17 protein-coding genes are annotated in these 22,054 nt (G+C 61.4%); 4 read left to right on the plus strand and 13 right to left on the minus strand.

The window, feature by feature from the left end:
* Positions 1-15: 15 nt before the first annotated feature.
* Both B2J69_RS02675 and bglX read right to left on the minus strand, forming a co-directional pair.
* Positions 16-888: an oxygenase MpaB family protein gene (locus tag B2J69_RS02675; RefSeq protein ID WP_081136096.1), complete on the minus strand. Its 873-nt coding sequence runs from the start codon at positions 886-888 to the stop codon at positions 16-18.
* Positions 889-941: 53 nt separating this feature from the next.
* Complete coding sequence (gene bglX / locus B2J69_RS02680) at positions 942-3,239, minus strand: beta-glucosidase BglX (RefSeq protein ID WP_081136099.1); 2,298 nt, start codon at positions 3,237-3,239, stop codon at positions 942-944.
* Positions 3,240-3,396: 157 nt separating this feature from the next.
* Between bglX and dld the strand changes: the two genes are divergently transcribed.
* Complete coding sequence (gene dld / locus B2J69_RS02685) at positions 3,397-5,094, plus strand: D-lactate dehydrogenase (protein WP_081136102.1); 1,698 nt, start codon at positions 3,397-3,399, stop codon at positions 5,092-5,094.
* Positions 5,095-5,170: 76 nt separating this feature from the next.
* Here the strand turns inward: dld and B2J69_RS02690 are convergent, their stop codons facing one another.
* The 3 genes from B2J69_RS02690 to B2J69_RS02700 form a co-directional block, all read right to left on the minus strand.
* On the minus strand, positions 5,171-7,609 hold the full coding sequence (locus B2J69_RS02690; protein WP_081136105.1) for a DUF3772 domain-containing protein: 2,439 nt from the start codon (positions 7,607-7,609) through the stop codon (positions 5,171-5,173).
* 147 nt (positions 7,610-7,756) lie between these two features.
* Positions 7,757-8,704 (minus strand): D-alanyl-D-alanine endopeptidase, encoded by a 948-nt coding sequence (gene pbpG / locus B2J69_RS02695; protein ID WP_081136108.1) that lies wholly within the window; start codon positions 8,702-8,704, stop codon positions 7,757-7,759.
* A 195-nt stretch (positions 8,705-8,899) separates the two neighbouring features.
* Entirely contained in the window at positions 8,900-9,487 is a 588-nt protein-coding gene (locus B2J69_RS02700; protein ID WP_081136111.1) for a Yip1 family protein, read from the minus strand.
* 207 nt (positions 9,488-9,694) lie between these two features.
* Here B2J69_RS02700 and B2J69_RS02705 point away from each other — a divergent pair, with 207 nt between their 5' ends.
* Positions 9,695-10,270 carry a DedA family protein gene (locus tag B2J69_RS02705; RefSeq protein ID WP_081136113.1) on the plus strand — a complete coding sequence of 192 codons (576 nt, stop codon included), beginning with the start codon at positions 9,695-9,697 and terminating at the stop codon, positions 10,268-10,270.
* Here B2J69_RS02705 and B2J69_RS02710 read toward each other — a convergent pair.
* Positions 10,267-11,049 carry an SDR family oxidoreductase gene (locus B2J69_RS02710; protein ID WP_081136115.1) on the minus strand — a complete coding sequence of 261 codons (783 nt, stop codon included), beginning with the start codon at positions 11,047-11,049 and terminating at the stop codon, positions 10,267-10,269. The genes B2J69_RS02705 and B2J69_RS02710 overlap by 4 nt on opposite strands.
* A gap of 118 nt (positions 11,050-11,167) precedes the next feature.
* On the opposite strand from B2J69_RS02710, the gene B2J69_RS02715 reads away from it, so the two are divergent.
* Together B2J69_RS02715 and B2J69_RS02720 are read left to right on the plus strand one after the other, a co-directional pair.
* Positions 11,168-12,982, plus strand: a complete 1,815-nt coding sequence (locus B2J69_RS02715; protein WP_081136118.1) for a glycoside hydrolase family 15 protein — start codon at positions 11,168-11,170, stop codon at positions 12,980-12,982.
* A 163-nt stretch (positions 12,983-13,145) separates the two neighbouring features.
* Positions 13,146-14,225, plus strand: coding sequence for a L,D-transpeptidase family protein (locus B2J69_RS02720; RefSeq protein ID WP_081136120.1), 1,080 nt, complete (start codon positions 13,146-13,148; stop codon positions 14,223-14,225).
* Positions 14,226-14,264: 39 nt separating this feature from the next.
* Here the strand turns inward: B2J69_RS02720 and B2J69_RS02725 are convergent, their stop codons facing one another.
* The 7 genes from B2J69_RS02725 to B2J69_RS02755 form a co-directional block, all read right to left on the minus strand.
* Complete coding sequence (locus B2J69_RS02725; RefSeq protein WP_094078472.1) at positions 14,265-14,792, minus strand: lysozyme inhibitor LprI family protein; 528 nt, start codon at positions 14,790-14,792, stop codon at positions 14,265-14,267.
* A gap of 78 nt (positions 14,793-14,870) precedes the next feature.
* Entirely contained in the window at positions 14,871-15,218 is a 348-nt protein-coding gene (yajD, locus tag B2J69_RS02730) for an HNH nuclease YajD (RefSeq protein WP_081136124.1), read from the minus strand.
* Positions 15,219-15,354: 136 nt separating this feature from the next.
* Positions 15,355-16,425, minus strand: coding sequence for an ABC transporter ATP-binding protein (locus B2J69_RS02735; protein WP_081136127.1), 1,071 nt, complete (start codon positions 16,423-16,425; stop codon positions 15,355-15,357).
* Positions 16,418-18,187 (minus strand): ABC transporter permease, encoded by a 1,770-nt coding sequence (locus B2J69_RS02740; RefSeq protein ID WP_081136130.1) that lies wholly within the window; start codon positions 18,185-18,187, stop codon positions 16,418-16,420. Before B2J69_RS02740 ends, B2J69_RS02735 begins: the two co-directional genes overlap by 8 nt.
* 71 nt (positions 18,188-18,258) lie before the next feature.
* The gene (locus B2J69_RS02745; protein WP_081136132.1) at positions 18,259-19,347 is read right to left on the minus strand and encodes an ABC transporter substrate-binding protein; all 1,089 of its coding nucleotides are present in this window, start codon (positions 19,345-19,347) and stop codon (positions 18,259-18,261) included.
* Between the two features lie 159 nt (positions 19,348-19,506).
* Positions 19,507-20,199, minus strand: coding sequence for a response regulator (locus B2J69_RS02750; RefSeq protein ID WP_081136135.1), 693 nt, complete (start codon positions 20,197-20,199; stop codon positions 19,507-19,509).
* Positions 20,196-21,845, minus strand: coding sequence for an ATP-binding protein (locus B2J69_RS02755; protein WP_081136138.1), 1,650 nt, complete (start codon positions 21,843-21,845; stop codon positions 20,196-20,198). Before B2J69_RS02755 ends, B2J69_RS02750 begins: the two co-directional genes overlap by 4 nt.
* Positions 21,846-22,054: the final 209 nt, after the last annotated feature.

The following is a 22,054-nucleotide window of genomic DNA, read 5'->3' on the forward strand; positions in this document are numbered from 1 at the left end:
ACCGTTAAGAAGACGTTAAGGTTGCCGCCCCATGCGCAGCATGGCGCGGTGATAAGCGCCGCGCGTAATCGACCAGCGCAGGGTTTTCGCCAGCAGCCGCATCTCGGCGTCGAGCAGCGCGCGCGACAGCGCACCGATCTGCTGTCCCGACATCGCCTGCGCCCAGTCGGGCAGCAGCGCCATACCTGACCTCAGCATCACATGCATCGCCGGTTTCGCCTGCCACGTCGGCGCGGGTGCCTCGCGCAGCAGCCGCGTGACCTCGGCGGTGCGCGCATCAAAGCGCAGCTCGCCGCGCATGTCATGCAGATAGCGCGCCACCGCCGCGACGCTTTTCGGCACCTCTGTTGCCCCCAGCGCCTCGGCGATCAGCGCCGCCTCCTGATAGTAGCGATCCTGCTCCGCCAGGCTGAGCCGTGGATTTTTAAAGCGCAAATGGGCGGCGAGAAAGGCGCTGGTTTCGGCGACGTGCACCCAGGTGAGCAGATGTGGATCGCTGGCGGCATAGGGCTGGCCGTAGTTGTCGACGCCGCTGACGCGCAGATGGATCTTTTTGACCCGCTCAATCAGCAGGCTGGCGTCGTGGCGATTGCCAAAGGTGGTGACGGCGATGAACTGACTGGTGCGGCGCAGGCGGCCGAGCATATCCTGGCGAAAGTTAGAGTGATCCCAGACCCCCGCCAGCGCGGAAGGGTGCAGCATCTGCAGCAGCAAGGCGCTGATGCCGCCGCACAGCATCGAGGGAAAGTCGCCGTGCACGCGCCAGATGACGCTGTCCGGGCCGAACAGGCCGGGATCGCCAGGCGGCTGCGAGATGTCAAATTCATTGAGCGCCAGGCCGTTAACGCGAAAAACCTGATTCTGAATACGATTGCGAATGGTGTTCACAGCGGGGACCTCGTTCTCCCGGCGGCTGCGCCGGGAGAAGACAGGGTGTGGGGTTACAGATAATCGAACTGCGCGCGCTGGGTGCGTACCGAATCCAGCCCAATCATCACGTTAAACGTGCCTGGCTCCGCCACCTGCTGCATCTGCTGGTTCCAGAACTTTAGCGCGTCCACGTCGATCTTAAAGCTGACCGTCTGCGACTCGCCCGCTTTCAGCATGATGCGCTTAAAGCCGCGCAGGTCGCGCACTGGACGACTGACAGAGGCGACCGGATCGTTAAGATACATCTGCACCACCGTCGCGCCGTCGCGATCGCCGGTGTTGGTCACCGTGACGCTCGCCTCAACCGTGCCGTTGCGCGGCATGGTTTTCGCCGACATTTTCACCGGCGAGACGCTGAAGCGGGTGTAGCTCAGCCCATAGCCAAACGGGTAGAGCGGGCCGTTCACCGTATCATAGTAGTGCGAGGTGTATTTGTTCGGTTTGGCGTAGTTATAGGGACGTCCGGTCGGCAGATGGTTGTAGTAGAGCGGGATCTGACCCACCGAGCGCGGGAAGGTGATCGGCAGCTTGCCGGACGGGTTGTAGTCGCCGAACAGCACGTCGGCGATGGCGTTGCCCCCTTCCGTTCCGCTGAACCAGGTTTCCACCAGCGCGTCCGCCATGCGATCTTCGTTGACCAGCGTCAGCGGCCGCCCGTTCATCAGCACGATCACCAGCGGTTTGCCGGTGGCCTTCAGCGCCGCCAGCAGCTTCTGCTGGCTGGCCGGAATAGTGAGTTCGCTGCGGCTGGAGGCCTCATGCGCCATCCCCTGCGCTTCGCCGACCGCTGCGACCACCACGTCCGCCTGCTTCGCCTTCTCCACCGCCTCGTCGATCATCGCCTGCGGCGTGCGCGCGTCGACCGACACCGCCTGCTCGTAGAGATTAAGGAAGTCCTGAATGCCTTTGTTGTCGCTGATATTGGCGCCTTTGGCGTAGAGCAGCGTCGCTTTGCCCGCCGTGGCGTTGCGCATGCCCTGCAGCAGGCTCACCGACTGTTTCGCCACGCCCGCCGCCGACCAGCTGCCCATGATGTCGCGCTGGCTGTCGGCCAGTGGGCCAATCAGTGCGATGGTACCGGCGCGCTTCAGCGGCAGGGTTTCCAGACGGTTTTTCAGCAGCACAATGCTTTTGCGCGCCACGTCGCGCGCGTCGGCGCGATGCAGACGGCTTTCCGCATTGGTATCCTGCGGGTCGCTTTCTTTCGGGCCGAGGTGGCTGTAGGGATCGTTAAACAGCCCCATATCATATTTGACGTTGAGCACATGACGCGCCGCGTCGTCGATCTCCGCCATGCTTACCGCACCGCGCTTCACCAGCCCCGGCAGATATTTGCTGTAGTACTCGTCGCTCATGCTCATGTCGATGCCCGACTTCAGGGCGACGCGCACCGCATCCTCGGGATCGCTCGCCACGCCGTGCTTGAGCAGCTCTTTGATGGCGCCGTGATCGCTGATGGTGATGCCTTTGAATTTCCACTCGTCGCGCAGCACCGTTTTCAGCAGCCAGCCGTCGGCGGTGGCTGGCACGCCGTTGAGCGAGTTAAGCGCCACCATTACGCCGCCGCTGCCCGCGTCCAGCGAGGCTTTATAGGGCGGCAGATAGTCCTGAAACAGGCGCTGCGAACTCATGTCCACCGTATTGTAGTCGCGGCCGCCCTCGATGCCGCCATAGGCGGCGAAGTGCTTGACGCTGGTCATTACCGCATAGCGATCGGCGGCGCTTTTGCCCTGCATCGCCTTCACCATGGTGCTGCCCATCTGCGAGGAGAGCCAGGTGTCTTCGCCGAACCCTTCGGAGATGCGGCCCCAGCGCGGCTCGCGGCTGACGTCCACCATCGGCGCCCAGGTCATGTTCAGCCCGTCGTCGGCGGCTTCATAGGCGGAGACGCGCCCGACTGCGCTGACGGCGTCGAGATCCCAGCTCGACGCGAGGCCAAGGGGAATAGGGAAAATGGTGCGCTGGCCGTGCACCACGTCATAGGCGAAAAAGAGCGGGATCTTCAGGCGGCTGAGCTGCATCACCTGATCCTGCATGGCGCGAATATCCTGACGCGTTACGGTGTTGAAGATGGCGCCGACCTGCCCTTTGTGGATCATGTCGCGAATCGCTTCTTTCGGGTTATCCGGCCCGACGCTGATCAGCCTGAGCTGGCCTATTTTTTCATCCAGCGTCATCTGGCTAAGCAGTTGGTTAACAAAGGCGTCGCGCGCCTGCGCGTTCATCGGATGAGGGCCGATTAGCTCCTCAGCCAGCGCGGGTTGCAGCGCGAGGGAGACAGCGAGACTAACAGAGTAAATCCATTTCATCAGGTCGGGTTCTCTTAAGTAACTGCGCAATATCGAATTAACAGGCGGCAGTGTGCCACAAGTTGAGAATAGCAGGTAGCCGTCAGCGTCACACTGCGCCCCGCTTTTCCCTGACGTGCTACAGTAAGGGCGCCATGTTATGACAAGGGAGTTGCACATGATCCATTCCGCTTTACTTGCCGACCTGCGCCGCCACGTTGGCGCCTCCCATCTGCTGACCGATCCGGCGCAGACCGCCCGCTACCGCAAAGGCTTTCGCTCCGGCGAGGGCGACGCGCTGGCGGTGGCGTTTCCCGGCACGCTGCTGGAGCTGTGGCGGCTGCTGCAGACGCTGGTGAGCGCCGACGCCATTATTCTGATGCAGGCGGCCAACACCGGCCTGACGGAAGGATCGACGCCCAGCGGCAGCGATTACGATCGGCCAGTGGTGATTATCAGCACGCGGCGTCTCGATAAGCTGCAGCTGATCGACGACGGCAGGCAGGTGCTCGCTTTCCCAGGCAGCACCCTGTATCAGCTGGAGAAAACGCTGAAGCCGCTCAATCGCGAACCCCATTCGGTGATCGGCTCCTCCTGCATCGGCGCCTCGGTGCTGGGCGGCATCTGCAATAATTCCGGCGGCTCGCTGATTAAACGCGGTCCCGCCTACAGCGAGATGGCGCTGTTCGCCCAGGTGGATGACACGGGCAAGCTGAAGCTGGTGAACCATCTCGGCATCGATCTCGGCGCCTCGCCGGAAGAGATACTGGGACGGCTGGACGACGAGCGCTGGCGCGCGGAGGATGTGCAGCACGACGAACGTCACGCTTCCGATCCCGACTACGCCGATCGCGTGCGACACGTCGACGCCGATACCCCGGCGCGCTTCAACGCCGATGCGCGTCGGCTGTTCGAGGCCTCTGGCTGTGCTGGCAAGCTGGCGGTGTTCGCGGTGCGGCTGGATACCTTCCCCTGCGAGCCGCAGCAGCAGGTGTTCTATATCGGCACCAACGATCCCGCGGTGCTGAGCGAGATCCGCCGCCATATTCTCGCCCACTTCACTCACCTGCCGGTGGCGGGCGAATATATGCATCGCGATATCTATGACATCGCCGAAGTCTACGGCAAAGACACCTTTCTGATGATCGACAAACTCGGCACCGACAAGATGCCGCTGTTTTTCACGCTAAAAGGCCGCGTCGACGGCTGGCTGGCGAAGCTGAGCTTTGTCAAGCCGCACTTTACCGATCGCCTGCTGCAGCGCCTCAGCGCCCTGTTCCCGGCGCATCTGCCGACGCGCATGAAGCAGTATCGCGACAGGTATGCCCATCATCTGCTGCTGAAGATGTCCGGCGCGGGCGTGGACGAAGCGCGCGACTATCTGAAGGATTATTTCCGCGAAGGCGGCGGCGAGTTTTTCGAGTGCGAAGGCAAAGAAGGGGCGCACGCCTTTCTGCATCGCTTCGCGGCGGCGGGTGCGGCGGTGCGCTATCACGCGGTGCACGCCGACGAGGTCGAAGAGATTCTGGCGCTCGATATTGCCCTGCGCCGCAACGATCGCGACTGGTTTGAAACCCTGCCGCCGGAGATTACCCAGTCGCTGAGCCATCGCCTCTATTACGGCCACTTTTTCTGCCACGTTTTCCATCAGGATTACATTGTGAAAAAAGGGGTGGACGCCCATGCGCTGAAGGCGCAGATGCTGGCGATTCTGGAGGCGCGCGGCGCGGAGTATCCGGCGGAGCATAACGTCGGCCATCTCTATCGGGCGAAGCCGCAGCTGGCGGACTTCTATCGCCAGCTCGACCCGACCAATACGTTTAATCCAGGGATTGGCAAAACCAGCAAGCAGAAAGGCTGGGCGGTGAAGGCGTAAGAAAGCGGCGCTTTCAGGTGAGGATGTCCTGACAGGCAATGCGGATGACGGTCATATCCCGTCATCCGCGTCGGGCTTAAGGCAGCGGATCGGCCGCCTGCTCCGCCATCTGCTGGCGGCGCTCGATAATCATGGTCTGCGGCGTCGACAGCACGATGCCCTCTTTGCGCAGGCGCGTCAGAATATCGAACAGCAGATCGCTTTTCGCGCCGGAAATCTGGCGCTGGCTGGCGACGTTGCCGGTGACGCTCAGCACGATGCCCTGCGACGTCAGATCCTTAAAGGAGACCGACGGCTCCGGCGTGTCGAGAATACGTTCGTTCTCGTTATAGACCTCCAGCAGCAGCTCGCGCACCCGCACCGGATCGATATTGAGCGGGAAGGTCAGCGTAATCGTCACCACGCCCTGCGCGTTGCCCATGGTGGCGTTGCGCACGTTCTGCGAGATAAACTGCGAGTTCGGCACGATCACCGTCGACTTGTCGCCCAGCTGGATCTCGGTGGCGCGCACGTTGATGCGGCGGATATCTCCCTCGATGCCGCTGATGGTCACCAGATCGCCCACCTTCACCGGACGTTCGGTCAGCAGGATCAGACCAGAGATAAAGTTCTTCACAATCTCCTGCAGGCCAAAACCGATACCGACCGACAGCGCGCTGACAATCCACGCCAGCTTGTTCCACTGCAGGCCCATAATCGACAGCGTCAGCAGGATCACCAGCACATAGCCGATATTGCTGAACAGCGTCACCAGCGACACGCGCATACCGGCGTCCATGGTGGTCTTCGGCAGGAAATCGTTGTCGAGCCAGCGGCGCACGGCGCGCAGCACATAGATGCCCACCACCAGACAGATAATGGCGTTAACCATATGCGCCGGCACGATATTGAGCGACTCCAGCCCTTTGCCGCCCCAGAACTCAATCGCCTTCTGCAGCAGCTCAATCGGCGTTGACGAGGCGAAGGTGCCGTTAAGCAGCGCCAGCGCCACAAAGCCGATCAGCAGGGTTTTGCCCAGCGCCGCCAGCAGCGTCGCCGCCTGCTGCAAATGGCGCTCGTCGATATTGAGCGAGGTCTGCAGGCGTCGGCCGGTCAGGCTGTTGACGGAAAAGAGGCTTTCGCAGCCGTCGTTAACCAGATGGCTAAGGAAGTAGAACGAGCCGAACAGAATGCCGCACCACACCACCTCGTAGCTCAGGAAGCGCGCCAGGGTGACGTAGCCGATGATCAGCGACAGCAGAATAGCGACCGCCGTCAGCGTCAGCGCCATCTGGATCAGCCCCACCAGCGTCGAGCGCACCTCCGGCGCGCTCCCTTCCTGCACCATGCGACGCCGCACGCGGTTGGTGCGCATGCTGATCGCCAGCGCGGTGCTGCCGATCAGTAGCGCCGTCAGGCCGTTGGCGAAAATCGTGGTGTTCAGGCTGGTGCCGACGGTGTAGTTGAAGTTCTCTACCGTCTGGAAGATAAACACCAGCGCGGCGGTGATCGGCGGGAACGGCTTCAGCGCCAGCGCCACCTCGTTAGAGATGGCGGGCAGACGCCAGCTTGGACGACGCGTCGAGAGAAAAGCGCGACCGAGGCCGGCGATCAGGCCGCAGAAGACGCTAAGCTTCACCAGGCTGACCACAAAATCCTGCACGTCGCCGGAAACCTCATCGCGGCGAGCAAACGCCAGCGCGGTGAAGTTAAAGGTCAGCACCACCGCCGCCAGCGTGGTCAGGGCGATGGCCGCGGCGAGGAAGCTGCGGCGCAGCCGCCCTTCCGGCATCTTATGAATGCTGATCCAGGCGAGAAACTCTTCGCTGTAGCGGCGCCCCAGCGTCATTACCAGCATCGCCGCCAGCAGCCAGGCGATAGTGCCGAAGCGGTAGCCCGGCTCCCACGACAGCGCGGCGGTGTCTTTCAGGTCCTGCAGAAAATCGTCGATCTTCTCGTTATCGAGATCCTGCTTCACAAACAGCGGTGCCCAGAAGCGCGGGCCGAGAATACTGCCGGAGTTAAGCGCCAGCTGGGTTTTCATCAGATCGCGCCGCAGGTTGGTGATCTGCGACGAAAGCATCAGCGCGCTATTTTTGATGCCGTCCGCCTGCTTGATCTGGTCGTCCAGCTTGCCTTTTTGCGCCTCCAGCGAGCTGCGTTTTCGCGTCACTTCCGGCGTCTCTTTCACGCCGCTGTCTGCTTTGGGCGCCGGGCCCAGCACCGCCAGCTGCGCGTCGAGCTGCTGACGCTGCGGCTGAAGCGCCTGCGCCAGCGTATCGGCGTTGCCCGACAGCTCCAGCGCCATCTCATTCAGCTGCGTCAGCTGGTTTTCGTTGGTCTGCCCCGACACCTGACCTTTGATCTTGTCGAGGACCTTCTGCATTTTCGGCAGTTCAACCGCCGCGTTCACTTTGGGCGCGGCGTCGGTTTGCTGCGCGGCATCGGTTGCCGCGTCGTCTGCCTGACTCACGGCGGGGAACAGCGCCGCCGTCAACAGCAGCAGCAGCGGGAAAAAGAGGCGTAACCTATACATAAGCGTGGGATTCCAGCACAAATTCAGGCGATCAGTTATCGCATTGGCGCGTAGTTTAGGGCCAGGCGCACCGGGAAACTATAGGAATGCTGGCCGTTCTCAGCGAGTGAAACAAGGCGTCCGCGCGGGCGGACGCCGGTAACAGGGTTATTCGACCACCGCCGCGCCGTGGACGTTATTCACCACCAGCCCCGCCTTCTGCTTTTTATAGGCCAGCGCCGCCGCCGGCACCGGCGCAGCCTTGCCGGTTTCCAGCCAGTCGCGCAGACGGTTGGCGTCGGCGAAATGGGTATATTTGCCGAACGCGTCCAGCACCACCAGCGCCACCGGCCGGTTATTGATCGTGGTGCGCATCGCCAGGCAGTGGCCCGCCTCGTCGGTGTAGCCGGTTTTGGTCAGCTGAATGCGCCAGTCGCTTTTATAGACCAGATGGTTGGTGTTGCGGAACGGCAGCGCGTAGCTCGGATGGGTAAAGACGGCGGTCTCTTCTTTGGTGGTGCTCAGCTGGCCGAGCAGCGGATAGTCGCGCGTGGCGCGCAGCAGCTTAACCAGATCCTCCGCGCTGGAGACGTTTTGCGTCGACAGGCCGGTCGGCTCGACGTAGCGCGTGTGGGTCATGCCCAGCGCGCGCGCTTTGGCGTTCATGGCGCGAATAAAGGCGTCGTAGCCACCGGGATAGTGATGCGCCAGGCTGGCCGCCGCGCGGTTCTCCGACGACATCAGCGCCAGCAGCATCATATTGCGGCGGCTGATTTCGCTGTTGAGTTTGACGCGGGAGAAGACGCCGCGCATCTCAGGCGTGTGGCTGATATCCACCGAAATCGGCTCATCCAGCGGCTGCTTCGCATCCAGCGCCACCATCACCGTCATCAGCTTGGTGATCGAGGCGATAGGCCGAACGCGGTTGGGATGGCTGGAGAAAAGCACTTTCCCCGTATTAAGGTCGACAATCATCGCGCTGCCTGAGGCGATTTGCGGCTCGGCGACCGGCGCCAGCTGAGAAAGTGAGGTTGCCGCCTGGGCGGGCGCAATGGCCGCCTGGCCGCCGAACAGCAGCGCCAGCGAAAGCAGTGAATAGCGAATGGTTACAGGCATCTTATAAAAAGACCGATTAAGACAGTACGCCGTGTCAGACACAGGCCGCCCGCCGCAAAGCCAATCACGCGGAGGCTGGCAGGGGCATAATACGCGGAAGCGTAAGAAATTTCCTGGTGAGAATGTTTCCGACCGTTAAAAAAAAGCGTTCCGCGACGCTAAGCCGGCGGAACGCCTGGTGAGCTGAGCGGCGCGTTAAAAGAGTCGCGGCCCGTAGCCCCACAGCACCACGGTCAGCGCCAGCAGCACCTCAAACACCAGCACGCCAATGGCCAGCGTCGAGCCGGAGAAGCGCAGACTCTCGTCGCGGTCGATATTCAGGAACAGCGGAATGCCGAGATAGAGCAGATAGCCGGTATAGACCAGCGCCAGCGCGCCCACCAGCACGCAGAGCCAGACCAGCGGATAGAGCGCCACCAGGCCGCTTAAAAACAGCGGCGTCGCCACATAGCCGGCAAACACGGTGCAGCGCTGTATGCTGGGCCGCTGCGGGTAGTCGCGCGCCATCCAGTGGATCACGCGGCCCATCACCGCCACGCCGCCTAAGATAATCAGGTAAAACAGGACGCCGAGCGCAATGCCGGTCAGCAGGTTGAGTTGAATAAATTGCCCTTCGCCCAGGTTCCAGCCCAGCTGCGTGGTGCCGATAAAGGCGCAGATCACCGGGATCGCCGCCATCAGCAGAACGTGGTGGGTGTAGTGGTGCGAAACGCTCTCGTTCTCTTGCTTGATATCACGCATCTCCCGATCGGGATGCGCCATAAGACCCCAGACATGGTTCATATCATCACCTCTCTGATGCGATAAGCCGCCTTATCCATGCCGAGCGATTTTTCAGGCAGCGTCACTGAAGTATAAACGGGGTTGCTGCTTTTGTAGCCAGCGCGCCGGCGATCGGCAAAAAATTGTCGCGCCGCGCGTCGTCCGCCGGAAGGATTGGCCGAAGCGGTATAGAATGTAGAGATCGCGGACAAAGCAGGGAGTTCTCTTTTGCATTTCGATATCAATGGATTAATTACGCAGTACGGCTACCTGGCGATGCTGATCGGCTGTATCGCCGAGGGCGAAACCTTTACCCTGCTGGGCGGCGTCGCGGCGCATGAAGGGCTGTTGAATTTTGGCGGCGTCGTACTGGCGGCGATGGCCGGCGGGGTGATCGGCGATGAGTTGCTCTACTGGATCGGCCGTCGTTACGGCACGAAGATCCTGCGCAAGCTGAAAAAACATCAGGACAAAGTGGTCAAGGCGAACCGTCTGATCCAGCGTCATCCCAGCCTGTTTGTTATTGGCGTGCGCTTTATGTACGGCTTTCGCATTATCGGCCCAATTATCATCGGCGCCAGTCACCTGAAGCCGATGAAGTTTTTCCTGCTGAATATCGTCGGCGCGGCGATCTGGGCGACCATCTTCGTCGCCCTGGGCTACTTTGCCGGCGGCATGATCGCCCCCTGGCTGCACAAGCTCGACCAGCACCTGAAACATATTCTGTGGCTGGTCGCGGCGGTGATCTTCGCCTTTGCGCTGCGTTGGGTGATCCGTCGCTGGAACACCCGCCGCGCCGGTTAGATATCTTTTCCGCCGTAGAACTGCGGGTTGGCCAGCATAAAGCCGCCGTCGACGATAAAGGATTGTCCGGTGGTGTAGCTGGCCCACTCCGAGCAGAGCCAGGCAACCAGGCTGGCGATTTCGCGCACGTCGCCGGGCCGCCCAATCGGGATTTCCGGCGTCTTGATCTTCTGCGCGTCGCCGTCGCCCATGTTGTTCATCGGCGTGGCGATGGCGCCAGGCGCCACTGAATTCACCAGAATATTCTCTTTGATCAGGCTGATGGCCATCGATTTGGTCAGGCCGCCCATGGCGTGCTTCGCCGCCGTGTAGGCGACGGCGTCGGGCAGCGGCGTATGCTCATGCACCGAGGTGATATTGATGATGCGTCCGCCGTCGCCCTGCTCCACCATTTTGCGCGCGGCGATTTGGCCGCACACAAAGGCACCGTCGACGTCGACGCTGAACACCTTGCGCCACTCGTCAAACGGCGTCTCGAGGAAAGGCGATTTGGCGTTGGCGCCGGCGTTGTTCACCAGCGCGTCGATGCGCCCTAACCTGTCGATCAGCGCCGAGAGCGCACGGCCGCCCTCTTGCGGATCGGCGAGATCGAGATGAATGATTTCGGCGCGGCGGCCCTTGTCGCGCACCAGGCGCGCGGTCTCCTGCGCTCCCGCTTCGTCGGAACGCCAGGTGATGCCGAGATCGTAGCCCAGATCCGCCAGCATCAGGGCGCTGGCGCGGCCAATGCCGGAGTCGGATGCGGTGACGACGGCGACTTTGGTCTGTGGTGTGGTCATAGTTGCTTCCTCAGGGTGTCGGGTAAGCTGAAGTATAGAAGCTCTCCGCGGTTGTCCAGCCGCCGCCTCCTGAGCCGCTTTGTCTATAGTTAACAGATTGCCCGCTATGGAGATGAGGATGAGCAAGATAAAACGCCCGATTGAAGATCACGGCATCATTGGCGATCTGCGCACCTGCGCGCTGGTGGCGAACGACGGCACCATCGATTATCTCTGCTGGCCGGCGCTCGACAGCCCGTCGGTGTTCGCCGCGCTGCTCGACAGCGACGACGCGGGACTCTTTTCGCTGGCGCCGGAGTGGAAAAACGTGCGGCGCCAGCAGCTCTATCTGCCCGACACCAACATTCTTCAGACGCGCTGGCTGGGCGAGGAAGGCGTCGCGGAGATCACCGACTATATGCCGATCTGCGACGACGCGAAAAAACAGCCGCGCCTGATCCGCCGTGTCAAAATGGTGCGCGGCAGCGCCTGGTTCACTATGCGCTGCGCGCCGCGTCACGACTACGCGCGCGCCTCAACCCGCGCGCAGGCTGCAGGCGACTGCGTCGATTTTTACGCCGAGGGTCAGCCGACGCTGCGCCTCGCCGCCACGGTGCCGCTGAGCTGCGACGCGCACGCCGCCACGGCGCGTTTTCAACTCCAGTCGGGCGAGCACGTCGAGTTCGAGTTTGGCAACCAGGAGGACGCGCGCATCGGCGCCGTCGCCACCGAAACCTGCTTTGAAGAGACCATTAACTACTGGCGACGCTGGAGCAAAAAAAGCAACTACAGCGGACGCTGGCAGGAGATGGTGCAGCGCTCGGCGCTGGCGCTGAAGCTGCTCACCTCCAGCCAGCACGGCTCTATTGCCGCCGCCGCCACCTTCGGCCTGCCGGAAGAGCTGGGCGGCGAGCGCAACTGGGACTATCGCGCCTCCTGGATCCGCGACGCCTCGTTCAGCATGTATGCGCTGATGCGCCTCGGCTACGTGGACGAAGCGAAAAACTTTACCCGCTGGGTCGGCCGCTGCGTCGAGAACAGCCACCACGACGAGATGCGTTTGCAGGTGATGTACCGTCTCGACAGCGGCATCGAACTGCACGAAATCGAGCTGCTTAACCTCTCCGGCTACGCCGACTCGCAGCCGGTGCGCATCGGCAATGACGCCTGGCAGCAGACGCAGCTCGATATTTACGGCGAGCTGATGGATGCGGTCTATCTGGCGAATAAGTATGGCGAAGCGATCTCGGAGCGCGGCTGGCAGCACGTGGCGCAGATGATCGACATGGTGTGCGAAAACTGGAATCAGCCCGACGCCGGTATCTGGGAGATGCGCGGCGAGCCGGAGCACTTTCTGCACTCGCGCCTGATGTGCTGGGTGGCGCTGGACCGCGCGCTGCGTCTCGGCATGAAGCGCTCGCTGCCGATGCCCTACGCCCGCTGGGACAGCGCGCGCAGCGAGATCCGCGCCGATATCTGGCAAAACTTCTGGAACGCCGAGCGCGGCCACTTCGTCTCGACGCGTCACGGCGACCATCTCGACGCCTCGATGCTGCTGATGCCGCTGGTGCGCTTCGTCGGCGCCACCGATCCAGAGTGGCTGTCGACGCTTGACGCCATCAAGCGCGAGCTGGTGAGCGACGGCATGGTGCGCCGCTACAATATCGACGAGACGCCCGCCGACGGCCTGACCGGCTCGGAAGGATCGTTCGGCGCCTGTTCCTTCTGGTATGTGGAGTGTCTGGCGCGCGCCGGACGCATCCATGAGGCGCACTTCGAGTTTGAAAAGCTGCTGAGCTACGCCAATCCGCTCGGATTATATGCCGAGGAGTTTGACAGCCACGGCCGCGCGCTGGGCAATATGCCGCAGGCGCTGACCCATCTGGCGCTGATTAGCGCCGCCTTTTTTCTCAACCGGAAACTGAGCGGCGAGGTGACCTTATGGCAGCCCTGACGGCCCCGATGACACAGCTGGATACCTAAAGTCTGCGCTGGCTGCTAAAATCCTGATTCACAACATCGAAACAATGCCCATATAATGTGCAGCCGGTCACGCTGACCGGTACGGGTTCGATAAACTGACAAGCCTGCTAACAGGCCATAACGACTTGTAAAATATGAAAATGATTCGCGCGTTCGCTTCAATGGCTCTGGCGCTGGCTGCATTCAGTCAGTCCGCCTTCGCTGTGGTTTACCCCTTACCAGCCGCCAACAGCCGTCTGGTTGGGCAAAATATTGAGATCACCGTCCCGCAGGATAACAAGCTGCCGCTGGAAGCCTTTGCGGCGCAATACCAGATGGGCCTCAGCAATATGCTGGAAGCCAACCCTGGCATGGATGTCTATCTGCCGCAGGCGGGCAAAAAAATGATCGTTCCGCAGCAGTTGATTCTGCCTGACGCCCCGCGCGAAGGCATTGTGATCAACAGCGCGGAGATGCGCCTTTACTACTACCCGAAAGGCACCAAAACCGTGGTTGTGCTGCCGATCGGTATCGGCGAGTTGGGCAAAGACACCCCGATCAACTGGACCACCTCAGTGCAGCGTAAGAAAGCGGGCCCGACCTGGACGCCGACCAAAGCGATGCACGCGGAGTACGCCTCGCGCGGCGAGAACCTGCCGGAAGTCTTCCCGGCCGGCCCGGACAACCCGATGGGCCTCTACGCGCTCTATATCGGTCGTCTCTACGCCATCCACGGCACCAACGCCAATTTCGGCATCGGCCTGCGCGTCAGCCACGGCTGCGTGCGTCTGCGCGCCGACGATATCAAATGGCTGTTTGAAAACGTGCCGGTCGGCACGCGCGTGCAGTTTATCGACCAGCCGGTGAAGGCCACGGTGGAGCCGGACGGTTCGCGCTATGTCGAGGTGCACAACCCGCTCTCTACCACCGAAGAGCAGTTTAACTCGCGCGAAGTGGTGCCGATTACCCTGACCTCCGCGGTGACCAAAGTGATCACCGACGCCAGCGTCAGCCAGGATCAGGTTAACGCCGCGATTCAGAACCGCACCGGGATGCCGACGAAAGTCAACGGCGTTGCCGACAGCGTGCAGACCGCGCCGACCGAGATGCCGGAAGCGCCGGGCGCGCAGCCGAAAGAGGAGCCGATGACGCCGGTAACGCCGCAGGGCGCGAACGTCGTCGACCCGAATGCGGCGCCGCAGCCGCAGCCCGCTGCCGCTGATAATCCGTCATAAGGTTATCTCGTAGAAAAAAGCCCGCTTCGGCGGGCTTTTTTACGGGCTGACGCCCTCGGACCTGAATTTAGGTTCGGGCAGCAGCGCGGGCGTGGAGTCCTGATAGCGCAGCCAGTTCTCCCACTGGTTATGGATACGCAGCTCGATAAGCTGGATAGCGCGATCGGCGCCCATCACGCCGCGAATAGTACCGCCCTGCCAGTAGGTTGCGGTGGCGGCGGAGGCTTTCTCTTCCAGCGCGTCCCAGGCGTTATTTTCCGCCTCGAACGCCGCCAGCTGTTCCTGGCTTTGTTCTGCCGGCTCATCGCCGTTCTCGGCAAGGCGCTTCCTTATCGCCGTCAGATAGTGCGCCTTAACGGCTTCTACCTGCGCCTTCATCTCTCCATAGCACGCGTTCATATCGAGGGTGGTTTGCTGGGGATTATCCGGACAGCTTATCTGGAAGATCTCTGCGCCGTTCTCCCGCGTGCTGCCCGGTAAAGCGGCCCGCTCCGTCGCGGCAAAAACCGGCGCCGCCAGGCTGACCAGCAGCAGCGCGCCGGTGGTGTGGATAAGCGTTCTCAGCATAACACCTCCTCTTGATTGAAAGGCTGAGCGGCACTGAATTCATCGGCACTAAACGTGGGCCGGCAAGGCCGCTCCTGGCTACTTCTTCTTATTCAGCATCGACTTTAAATCGGCAAACGGATTATAGGTGGCTTCACCCACCTCTTTTTGCGCATCCTCTCCCGCCACCACGCGAGTGCCGTACTGATCCGCTTCGGTATATTTTGAGTGCTCGTGGTCATGACAATAGAGACACAGCAGCTCCCAGTTGCTGCCATCTTCCGGGTTGTTGGTATGGTCATGGTCGATATGATGCACGGTTAATTCGCGCAGGTTGGAGTAGACAAACTCACGCGCGCAGCGTCCACAGACCCAGGGATAGATTTTTAATGCCTTCTCACGGTAGCCGCTTTCCAGCCGCGCGTAGTTTTTGGGGATAAGAGCCATGGTCGATGTTACCTGTCAGAGAAAAATCGTGTTGCCGGGATAGTCTGGCTAACAAGGTACATCAAGTTGACTGCCGCGTCCGCTCTATGTTGCGAGTCGCAGCTGTTGCGGGGGCGGCAGACGCCGCCCCGCGCTATCAGGATTTGGGGAAGATCCACACGTGATTTTCAGGCAGCGCCAGGTGGCAGTGCTGCGGATCGCGCAGCTCGCTGCCGTAGGCGCGGATGACAAAATCGTCGCCCGCAGTGCGGAACAGGTATTCCCAGCGATCGCCAAGGTACATGCTGGTGAGCAGCGGCAGTTCCAGCTGGTTTTCGCCCGGCCCCTCCACCAGCTTCACGCGCTCGACCCGGATCACCGCCGTGGCCTCCTGGCCGAGCTGCACCCCTTCGCCCGCCTTGCCCCACAGCGTCCAGCCTTTGCCCTCGATGCGCGCGTTGCCGTCGCGCAGCTCGGTAATTTTCCCGTGCAGCCGGTTGTTGCTGCCCATAAACTCGGCGGTGAACAGGGTTTGAGGCGATCCGTACATCTCCTGCGGCGTGCCCTGCTGCTCGATCCTGCCGTTATTCAGCAGCAGGATGCGATCGGAAATCGCCATCGCCTCGTTTTGATCGTGCGTGACCATCAGCGCGGAGAGGCCGAGTTTAATGATCAGCTCGCGCAGAAAGACGCGCGCCTCTTCGCGCAGTTTGGCGTCGAGGTTCGACAGCGGTTCATCCAGCAGGATCACCGGCGGGTTATAGACCAGCGCGCGGCCAATCGCGACGCGCTGCTGCTGTCCGCCGGAAAGCTGGTGCGGATGGCGCTTGCCAAGATGGCCCAGCCCCAGCTGGTTCAGCACATCCTGCACCCGTTGAGCGATCTCCGTCGAGGGCACCTTGCGCAGCTTCAGCGGATAGGCCACGTTCTCGAACACTGTTTTATGCGGCCACAGCGCGTAGGACTGGAACACCAGCCCCAGATTACGCTCTTCCGCCGGGATCTCGCTGCGCGGCGTGCCGGCGTAAACCCGGTTTTTGCCGATAACGATGGTGCCCTGCGTCGGTTTTTCCAGCCCGGCCACGGCGCGCAGCAGCGTGGTTTTACCGCTGCCGGAGGGGCCCAGCAGTGAAACCACCTCGCCGCGCTGCAGGTTCATGGAGACCCCTTTCAGCACCGGGTTGTCGCCATAGGTTAAATGCAGATCTTCTACCGATAACTCAGTCATGTAATTTAACTCCGAATCGCAGGGCGATACCCAGACCGACCACCACCAGCAGGATGTTGATAAAAGAGAGCGCGGCGACGATATCAATGGCGCCCGCCGCCCACAGGGAAACCAGCATCGAGCCGATGGTTTCCGTACCGGGCGAAAGCAGGTAAACGCCGGTAGAGTATTCGCGTTCAAAAATCAGAAACATCAGCAGCCAGGAGCCAATCAGGCCGTAGCGAGAGAGCGGAATGGTAACGTGACGCGTAATCTGCCCGCGCGTGGCGCCGGTGCTGCGCGCCGCTTCCTCCAGCTCCGGCCCGACCTGCAGCAGCGTCGAGGAGATCAGCCGCAGGCCATAGGCCATCCACACCACGGTGTAGGCGAGCCAGACGCTGAAGATGGTGCTGCGCAGCGAACGCAGCCAGACGACCAGGTTATCGCGCAGCCACTGCGACCAGGCGAAGTCGGAGAGCCAGCCCGACTTCAGCGCGTTGTCCAGCCACAGCGGCAGGAACAGAAACACCCAGAGAAACGCCAGACCCGCCAGCAGCCCCGGCACCGCGCGCGGCACCAGCACGCTGTAGTCGAGAAAGCGCGTGGTGTTGTCGGGCTTACGGTGCATGGCGATGCCGATAAACAGATAGCATCCCACCGCCAGCGCGCCGCCGATGACGCCGATCGCCATGGAGTTGACGATGGCGCGCAGCAGGTTCGGCTGCGCCCAGATGGTCTGGAAGGTTTTAATCGACAGCTCATCCCACAGCGAAACGCCGACGCCCCAGTTAGAGATAAAGGCGCGCAGCACTACGCCGATCAGCGGCACGCCGATGGTCACCGTCAGCCAGAACGCCACCACCGCGCCCGCCACCCAGCGCCATTTCCCCAGCGGCAGGGCGCGCGCCTGGGAGGCTTTACCCTTCAGCGTCACGAAACGGTTGGCGGTGCGCATCAGGCGACGCTGCAGCATCACCAGCGGGATGGTGATGCAGATCAGCACCACCGCCACCGCGGCCATCAGGTGATAGGAAGGCGTGCCGAGCTTATTGGTCAGCTGATAGAGATAGGTGGCGAGCACCATGTTGCCTTCTGGATCGCCCAGCACCAGCATCAGGCCAAACACCTCCAGCCCGAGGAAAAACAGCAGCACGACGGCGTAAAGAATTGAGGGTCGCACCATTGGCAGGCTCACCGCCGTCATCACCTGCAGCGGCGAGGCGCCGGCGATGCGCGCGGCCTCTTCCACATCCGAGCCGACGCTGCGCAGCGCCGAAGAGATATAGAGATAGGCGTGAGGAACGTGCGTCAGGCCGGCAATCACCACGATGCTCGACATGTCGTAAATATTCCACGGCACAAAGCCGAGCAGAGACTGCGCCCAGAGCGAAAAGAAGCCGACCGGCCCGGCGGCCACCACATAGCCGAACCCCAGCACCATTGGCGAGACGAAAATCGGCACGAGGATCAGCGGCTCGATAATGCGCCTGCCCGGTAAGTCGGTACGCACCATCAGGAACGCCAGAATGCCGCCCAGCGGAATAGCGATCGCCACCAGCCCAAAGGCGAGAATAAAACCGCTTCTCAGCGCTTTATAAAAATCGGGATCGGTAAAAATAAATTCAAACGACTCCAGGCTCCACGCCTTCGACGGCGCAAAAAACGGCGCGGATAAAAAACTCTGGATAACAATAAACGACAGCGGAACGTAGATAACCAGCGTGGTTATCAGCACCACCACGCCACGCGGCAGGCTTTGCCACTTTCTGCGCAATGCACTCATATCGAGACCCTGAATGGCGAAATCAAGAGAAAGAGAAGCGCGGCGCAGCGAGCCGCGCTTCCGTACTGCCGTTATTTACCGGCGGCCGCGCGCCACTGTTTGATGTAATCGAGACGTTTTTTCGGCTGCAGATACTCCAGCAGCGTTTCGTCCACCGGGATCGGCTTCAGCGCGTTGCCTGCCATTTTGGTCAGGCCGTCGATGTCGTTTTTGCCTTCGATATCGTTGCGCAGCGAGGGAATGTCAGACTGGTTCGCCAGGATGCTCTGCCCCTTCTCTGAGAGCACGTAGTCGAGCCACAGCTTCGCCGCATGGCTGTTTTGCGCCTGCTGGCTGATAAAGGAGACGCGCGACAGCACCAGCATATAATCCTTCGGATAGGCGATACCCAGCGACGGATCGGTTTTGGCGCGCGCCTCCGCGTAGGAGCCGAGAATGTTGAAGCCGATCAGGTTTTCGCCGGACGACACCCTTTCCATCATGGTGCCGGTAGAGGACTGCACCGCCAGGCCGCCTTTGGCCACGTCGGCCAGGGTAGTGAAATAGTGCGGATCGGCTTTGGCATCCTGCACCGACAGCATAAAGCCGAGGCCCGATTTCTCGATGTCGTAGGTGGTGACCTTGCTTTTGAATTTGTCAGTCTGGCTGGCGATCAGCTTTGCCAGCGCGGCGTGCGAGTCGGGCACGTCGCCGGCGGGGATCAGCCGTTTGTTATAGATGATCACCACCGGCTCGTAGGTGGTGCCGTAGGCCCTGTTTTTCCACACCGCCCACTTCGGCAGCTGCGGCAGCTCCGGCGACTGATACTCCTGCGCGTAGTCGGTGGCCAGCTTCAGGCCGGTGTCCATAGAAGAACTCCACACCACGTCGCCGCTGGTGCCGCCCGAGGCCTGCTCGCTGATAAAACGGTTGTACAGCTCGGTGCTGTTCATATCGTTGTATTCAACCTTGATGCCGGGATAGGCGGCCTCAAACCCTTTGATCAGCGGCCCGGCGGCTTTGGTGTCGGTAGTAGAGTAGATCACTACCTTGCCTTCTTTCGTTGCGCCGTCGATGACGCTTTGATAGTCCGCCGGATAGCCCTGCGGCGGCGCAGAGAAGGCGGAGCAGGAGAAGAGTACGGTCGCGGCAACCAGAGAAAGAGAAGATCTGTTCGACATTATATTTAACCTTTTAGTTACACTTTGGGAACTAAAGGTCAACATAGCCGATCGCTCTGGCGAGACAAGAGGTGGCGGAGCGTTATCTTCGCGAAGTGTGATTATTGGCGGTTTTTCGGCAATTAACACCATTAAAACCGCGCCCTCGCCTGCGCCCGATCACCCGCTTTTGCGATAAAGCCGCCGCGGGTGGCCAATGTTGCCGTACTGCATCTCCACGCCGATAAAACCGATCTCCACGCAGTACTCCAGATAGCGGCGTCCCGTGGTTTTGCTGATGCCGACGCTTTCTACCACCTGCTCCACCGACCAGCTGCTGCCGGGCGCCTCGCTGAAGACGCGCTTCACCCGCTCCAGCGTCAGCGACTCGATGCCTTTGGTCGACGGCGCCGCCGGCGCCTCGCTGGCCGGCAAATTAAACAGCCGGTCCAGCGCGTGCTGATCGACCTTTTTCATCTGGCGCATCGTCTGCACCAGCAGCATAAAGCGTTCCAGCGAGGCGCGCAGGCGATGAAAAAACACCGGTTTAAGCAGATAGTCCAGCGCGCCGCTGCGCATCGCGTGGCTGCAGGTTTGCATGTCGCTGGCGGCGGTGATGAAAATCACCGAGCATTCAAAGCGCTTCAGCAGCGGATCGTCGATCAGGCTGACGCCCTGGCCGTCCGGCAGATAGTTGTCGAGCAGCACCAGGCGCGGCTGATGCTGTTCGATCAGCTGGCGCGCCTGCGCCAGCGTGGCGGCAATGCCCACCACGCGCAGATGAAAATGGTGTTCGATAAACTCGCGATGCAGATCGGCCAGATGCGGCTCATCTTCCACAATCACGACATTAAGCGCTTTTGCGTTGCTCATAGGGCGATCCCTGTCGAGGCGAGAGGCTGAAACGGAATAAACACTGAGAAGATAGTGCCCTGCGGCGAATTCTCTTCGATTTCGATACTGCCGCCCGCCTGATGCACATAGCTCGCCGCCAGATAGAGGCCGATGCCGTGCTCCGCGCCGAGCAGATCGTCGTCGCGGGCGGGCTTGCTGGTGACGCCCTGCTCGAACAGATGCGGTTTTAACGCCTCATCCACGCCGCAGCCCTGATCGGCCACCTCGATCACCAGCTCGTGGTTGCGATCGGAAATATAGAGTTCCACCGGCGGCGCCGGTCGTCTGACGCTGAGCGTGGCGTCGACGGCGTTATCCAGCACGTTTCCCACCACCGACATCAGTGCGGTTTCGCTGATGGCGGCGGGCAGACGGCTCAGCTGACAGGCGGGGTCGAATTTCAGCTCCACCCCCTTCTCCCGCGCGCCGACATATTTCCCCAGCAGCAGCCCGCACAGCGCGGGCGAGGTGAAGCGCGCCGAGACAAAATCCAGCACCTGCTGCGCCCCGGCGGACTGCGCCTGAATGTAGCGCATCGCGTCGTCGTAACGCTGCATCTGCAGCAGGCCCACCAGCGTGGCGGTCCAGTTAAGCTGCTCGTGGCGCATAATGCGCAGGCTGTCCGCATAGCGTTTGACCTGGCTGAGCTGGCTGCTCAGGGTATTAATATCGTTTTTGTCGCGAAAGCTGCACACCCAGCCGCCGGGCTCGCCGGGTTGCAGATCGATCGCCACCCGATTGACGATCACCTGGCGCTGATTGAGCACGGTGATGCGATCGTGCTGCCGACCGCTCTCGTCGCCGACGGACTGGCTGAGAAAGGCGGGATGGATCTGAATGACCTCATCGAGCGGCTTACCCAGCAGCTCGCTCTCGCTGCGATCGATAGCCAGCAGCTCTCTGGCGGCGCGGTTGATCAAAATCAGCTGCCGCTCGGCGTTGACGGCGAACACCCCTTCATACATCGCCTCCAGCAGCGCTTTTTGCTGCAGCACCAGCAGCGCGATATCTTTCGGCTCCAGCCAGAACATCTGTTTTTTAAGGTTGCGGCTAAACATCCACGAAAAGAGAAACAGCAGCAATAGCAGCGCCAGCCCGTACAGGCTCGCCTGCCACAGCAGGCTAACGTTGATATTGGCGATATAGGAGGTGAGATAGCCCACCGAGACGATGCCGATCACCTGATGTTGCGCGTTGAAAACAGGCGCTTTGCTGCGCAGAGAAACGCCGATGCCCCCTTTGCGCACCGAAATAATGGTTTTCCCCTGCAGCACCTCTGCGTTGTCGCCGCCAATCAGCGGCAGATTAAGGCGCTCGGGCGATTCGGAGTGGTAGAGATGCTGCTGATGCACGTCGCCGATGACGATATAGCTGGCGTCGCTTTGATCGCGCAGCGGCTGGATCAGCCTGGCGATAGCGGCGAGGTCGCGGCTCGCCACCTTCTCCGCCAGCCCGGGCATCAGCGCGATTTCGCTCGCCTGCACCCGCGCGCGCTGCCCCAAATCGTGATGCAGCTGGCGGTCGATAAAATGAAACAGGATCACGCCCTGCAGCGCCAGCAGCAGGCAGGAGAACAGCACCAGCGAGAGAAAGAGTTTTACCTGAAAAGGGTATCGGCGTTTCATACAACCTGTCGTCGAGCACGGCGGAAGCGAGGCATAGCGAGAGACTAGCACGACGACCGCCGGGCGATGACCGGCGAAAGCGGGAGTTGTGAGCTGGCTAGCGTCTTGCCGCGCGACCGGCGCGACTTTTTCAGCCGCGCCACTTCATTGTTCTGTCATATAAAGCGCGTATCCCTTGCCAGTAATGGGCGCGAACAGGGCGCGCCCGC

The sequence above is a fragment of the Pantoea latae genome (assembly GCF_002077695.1).
GTDB lineage: Bacteria > Pseudomonadota > Gammaproteobacteria > Enterobacterales > Enterobacteriaceae > Pantoea > Pantoea latae.

What these genes read in the sequence shown, in the direction of transcription:
- bglX (WP_081136099.1), bottom strand. Translation starts at nt 3,239, where the DNA reads ATGAAATGGATTTACTCTGTTAGTCTCGCTGTCTCCCTCGCGCTGCAA.
- dld (WP_081136102.1), top strand. Translation starts at nt 3,397, where the DNA reads ATGATCCATTCCGCTTTACTTGCCGACCTGCGCCGCCACGTTGGCGCC.
- B2J69_RS02690 (WP_081136105.1), bottom strand. Translation starts at nt 7,609, where the DNA reads ATGTATAGGTTACGCCTCTTTTTCCCGCTGCTGCTGCTGTTGACGGCG.
- pbpG (WP_081136108.1), bottom strand. Translation starts at nt 8,704, where the DNA reads ATGCCTGTAACCATTCGCTATTCACTGCTTTCGCTGGCGCTGCTGTTC.
- B2J69_RS02700 (WP_081136111.1), bottom strand. Translation starts at nt 9,487, where the DNA reads ATGAACCATGTCTGGGGTCTTATGGCGCATCCCGATCGGGAGATGCGT.
- B2J69_RS02710 (WP_081136115.1), bottom strand. Translation starts at nt 11,049, where the DNA reads ATGACCACACCACAGACCAAAGTCGCCGTCGTCACCGCATCCGACTCC.
- B2J69_RS02715 (WP_081136118.1), top strand. Translation starts at nt 11,168, where the DNA reads ATGAGCAAGATAAAACGCCCGATTGAAGATCACGGCATCATTGGCGAT.
- B2J69_RS02720 (WP_081136120.1), top strand. Translation starts at nt 13,146, where the DNA reads ATGAAAATGATTCGCGCGTTCGCTTCAATGGCTCTGGCGCTGGCTGCA.
- B2J69_RS02725 (WP_094078472.1), bottom strand. Translation starts at nt 14,792, where the DNA reads ATGCTGAGAACGCTTATCCACACCACCGGCGCGCTGCTGCTGGTCAGC.
- yajD (WP_081136124.1), bottom strand. Translation starts at nt 15,218, where the DNA reads ATGGCTCTTATCCCCAAAAACTACGCGCGGCTGGAAAGCGGCTACCGT.
- B2J69_RS02735 (WP_081136127.1), bottom strand. Translation starts at nt 16,425, where the DNA reads ATGACTGAGTTATCGGTAGAAGATCTGCATTTAACCTATGGCGACAAC.
- B2J69_RS02740 (WP_081136130.1), bottom strand. Translation starts at nt 18,187, where the DNA reads ATGAGTGCATTGCGCAGAAAGTGGCAAAGCCTGCCGCGTGGCGTGGTG.
- B2J69_RS02745 (WP_081136132.1), bottom strand. Translation starts at nt 19,347, where the DNA reads ATGTCGAACAGATCTTCTCTTTCTCTGGTTGCCGCGACCGTACTCTTC.
- B2J69_RS02750 (WP_081136135.1), bottom strand. Translation starts at nt 20,199, where the DNA reads ATGAGCAACGCAAAAGCGCTTAATGTCGTGATTGTGGAAGATGAGCCG.
- B2J69_RS02755 (WP_081136138.1), bottom strand. Translation starts at nt 21,845, where the DNA reads ATGAAACGCCGATACCCTTTTCAGGTAAAACTCTTTCTCTCGCTGGTG.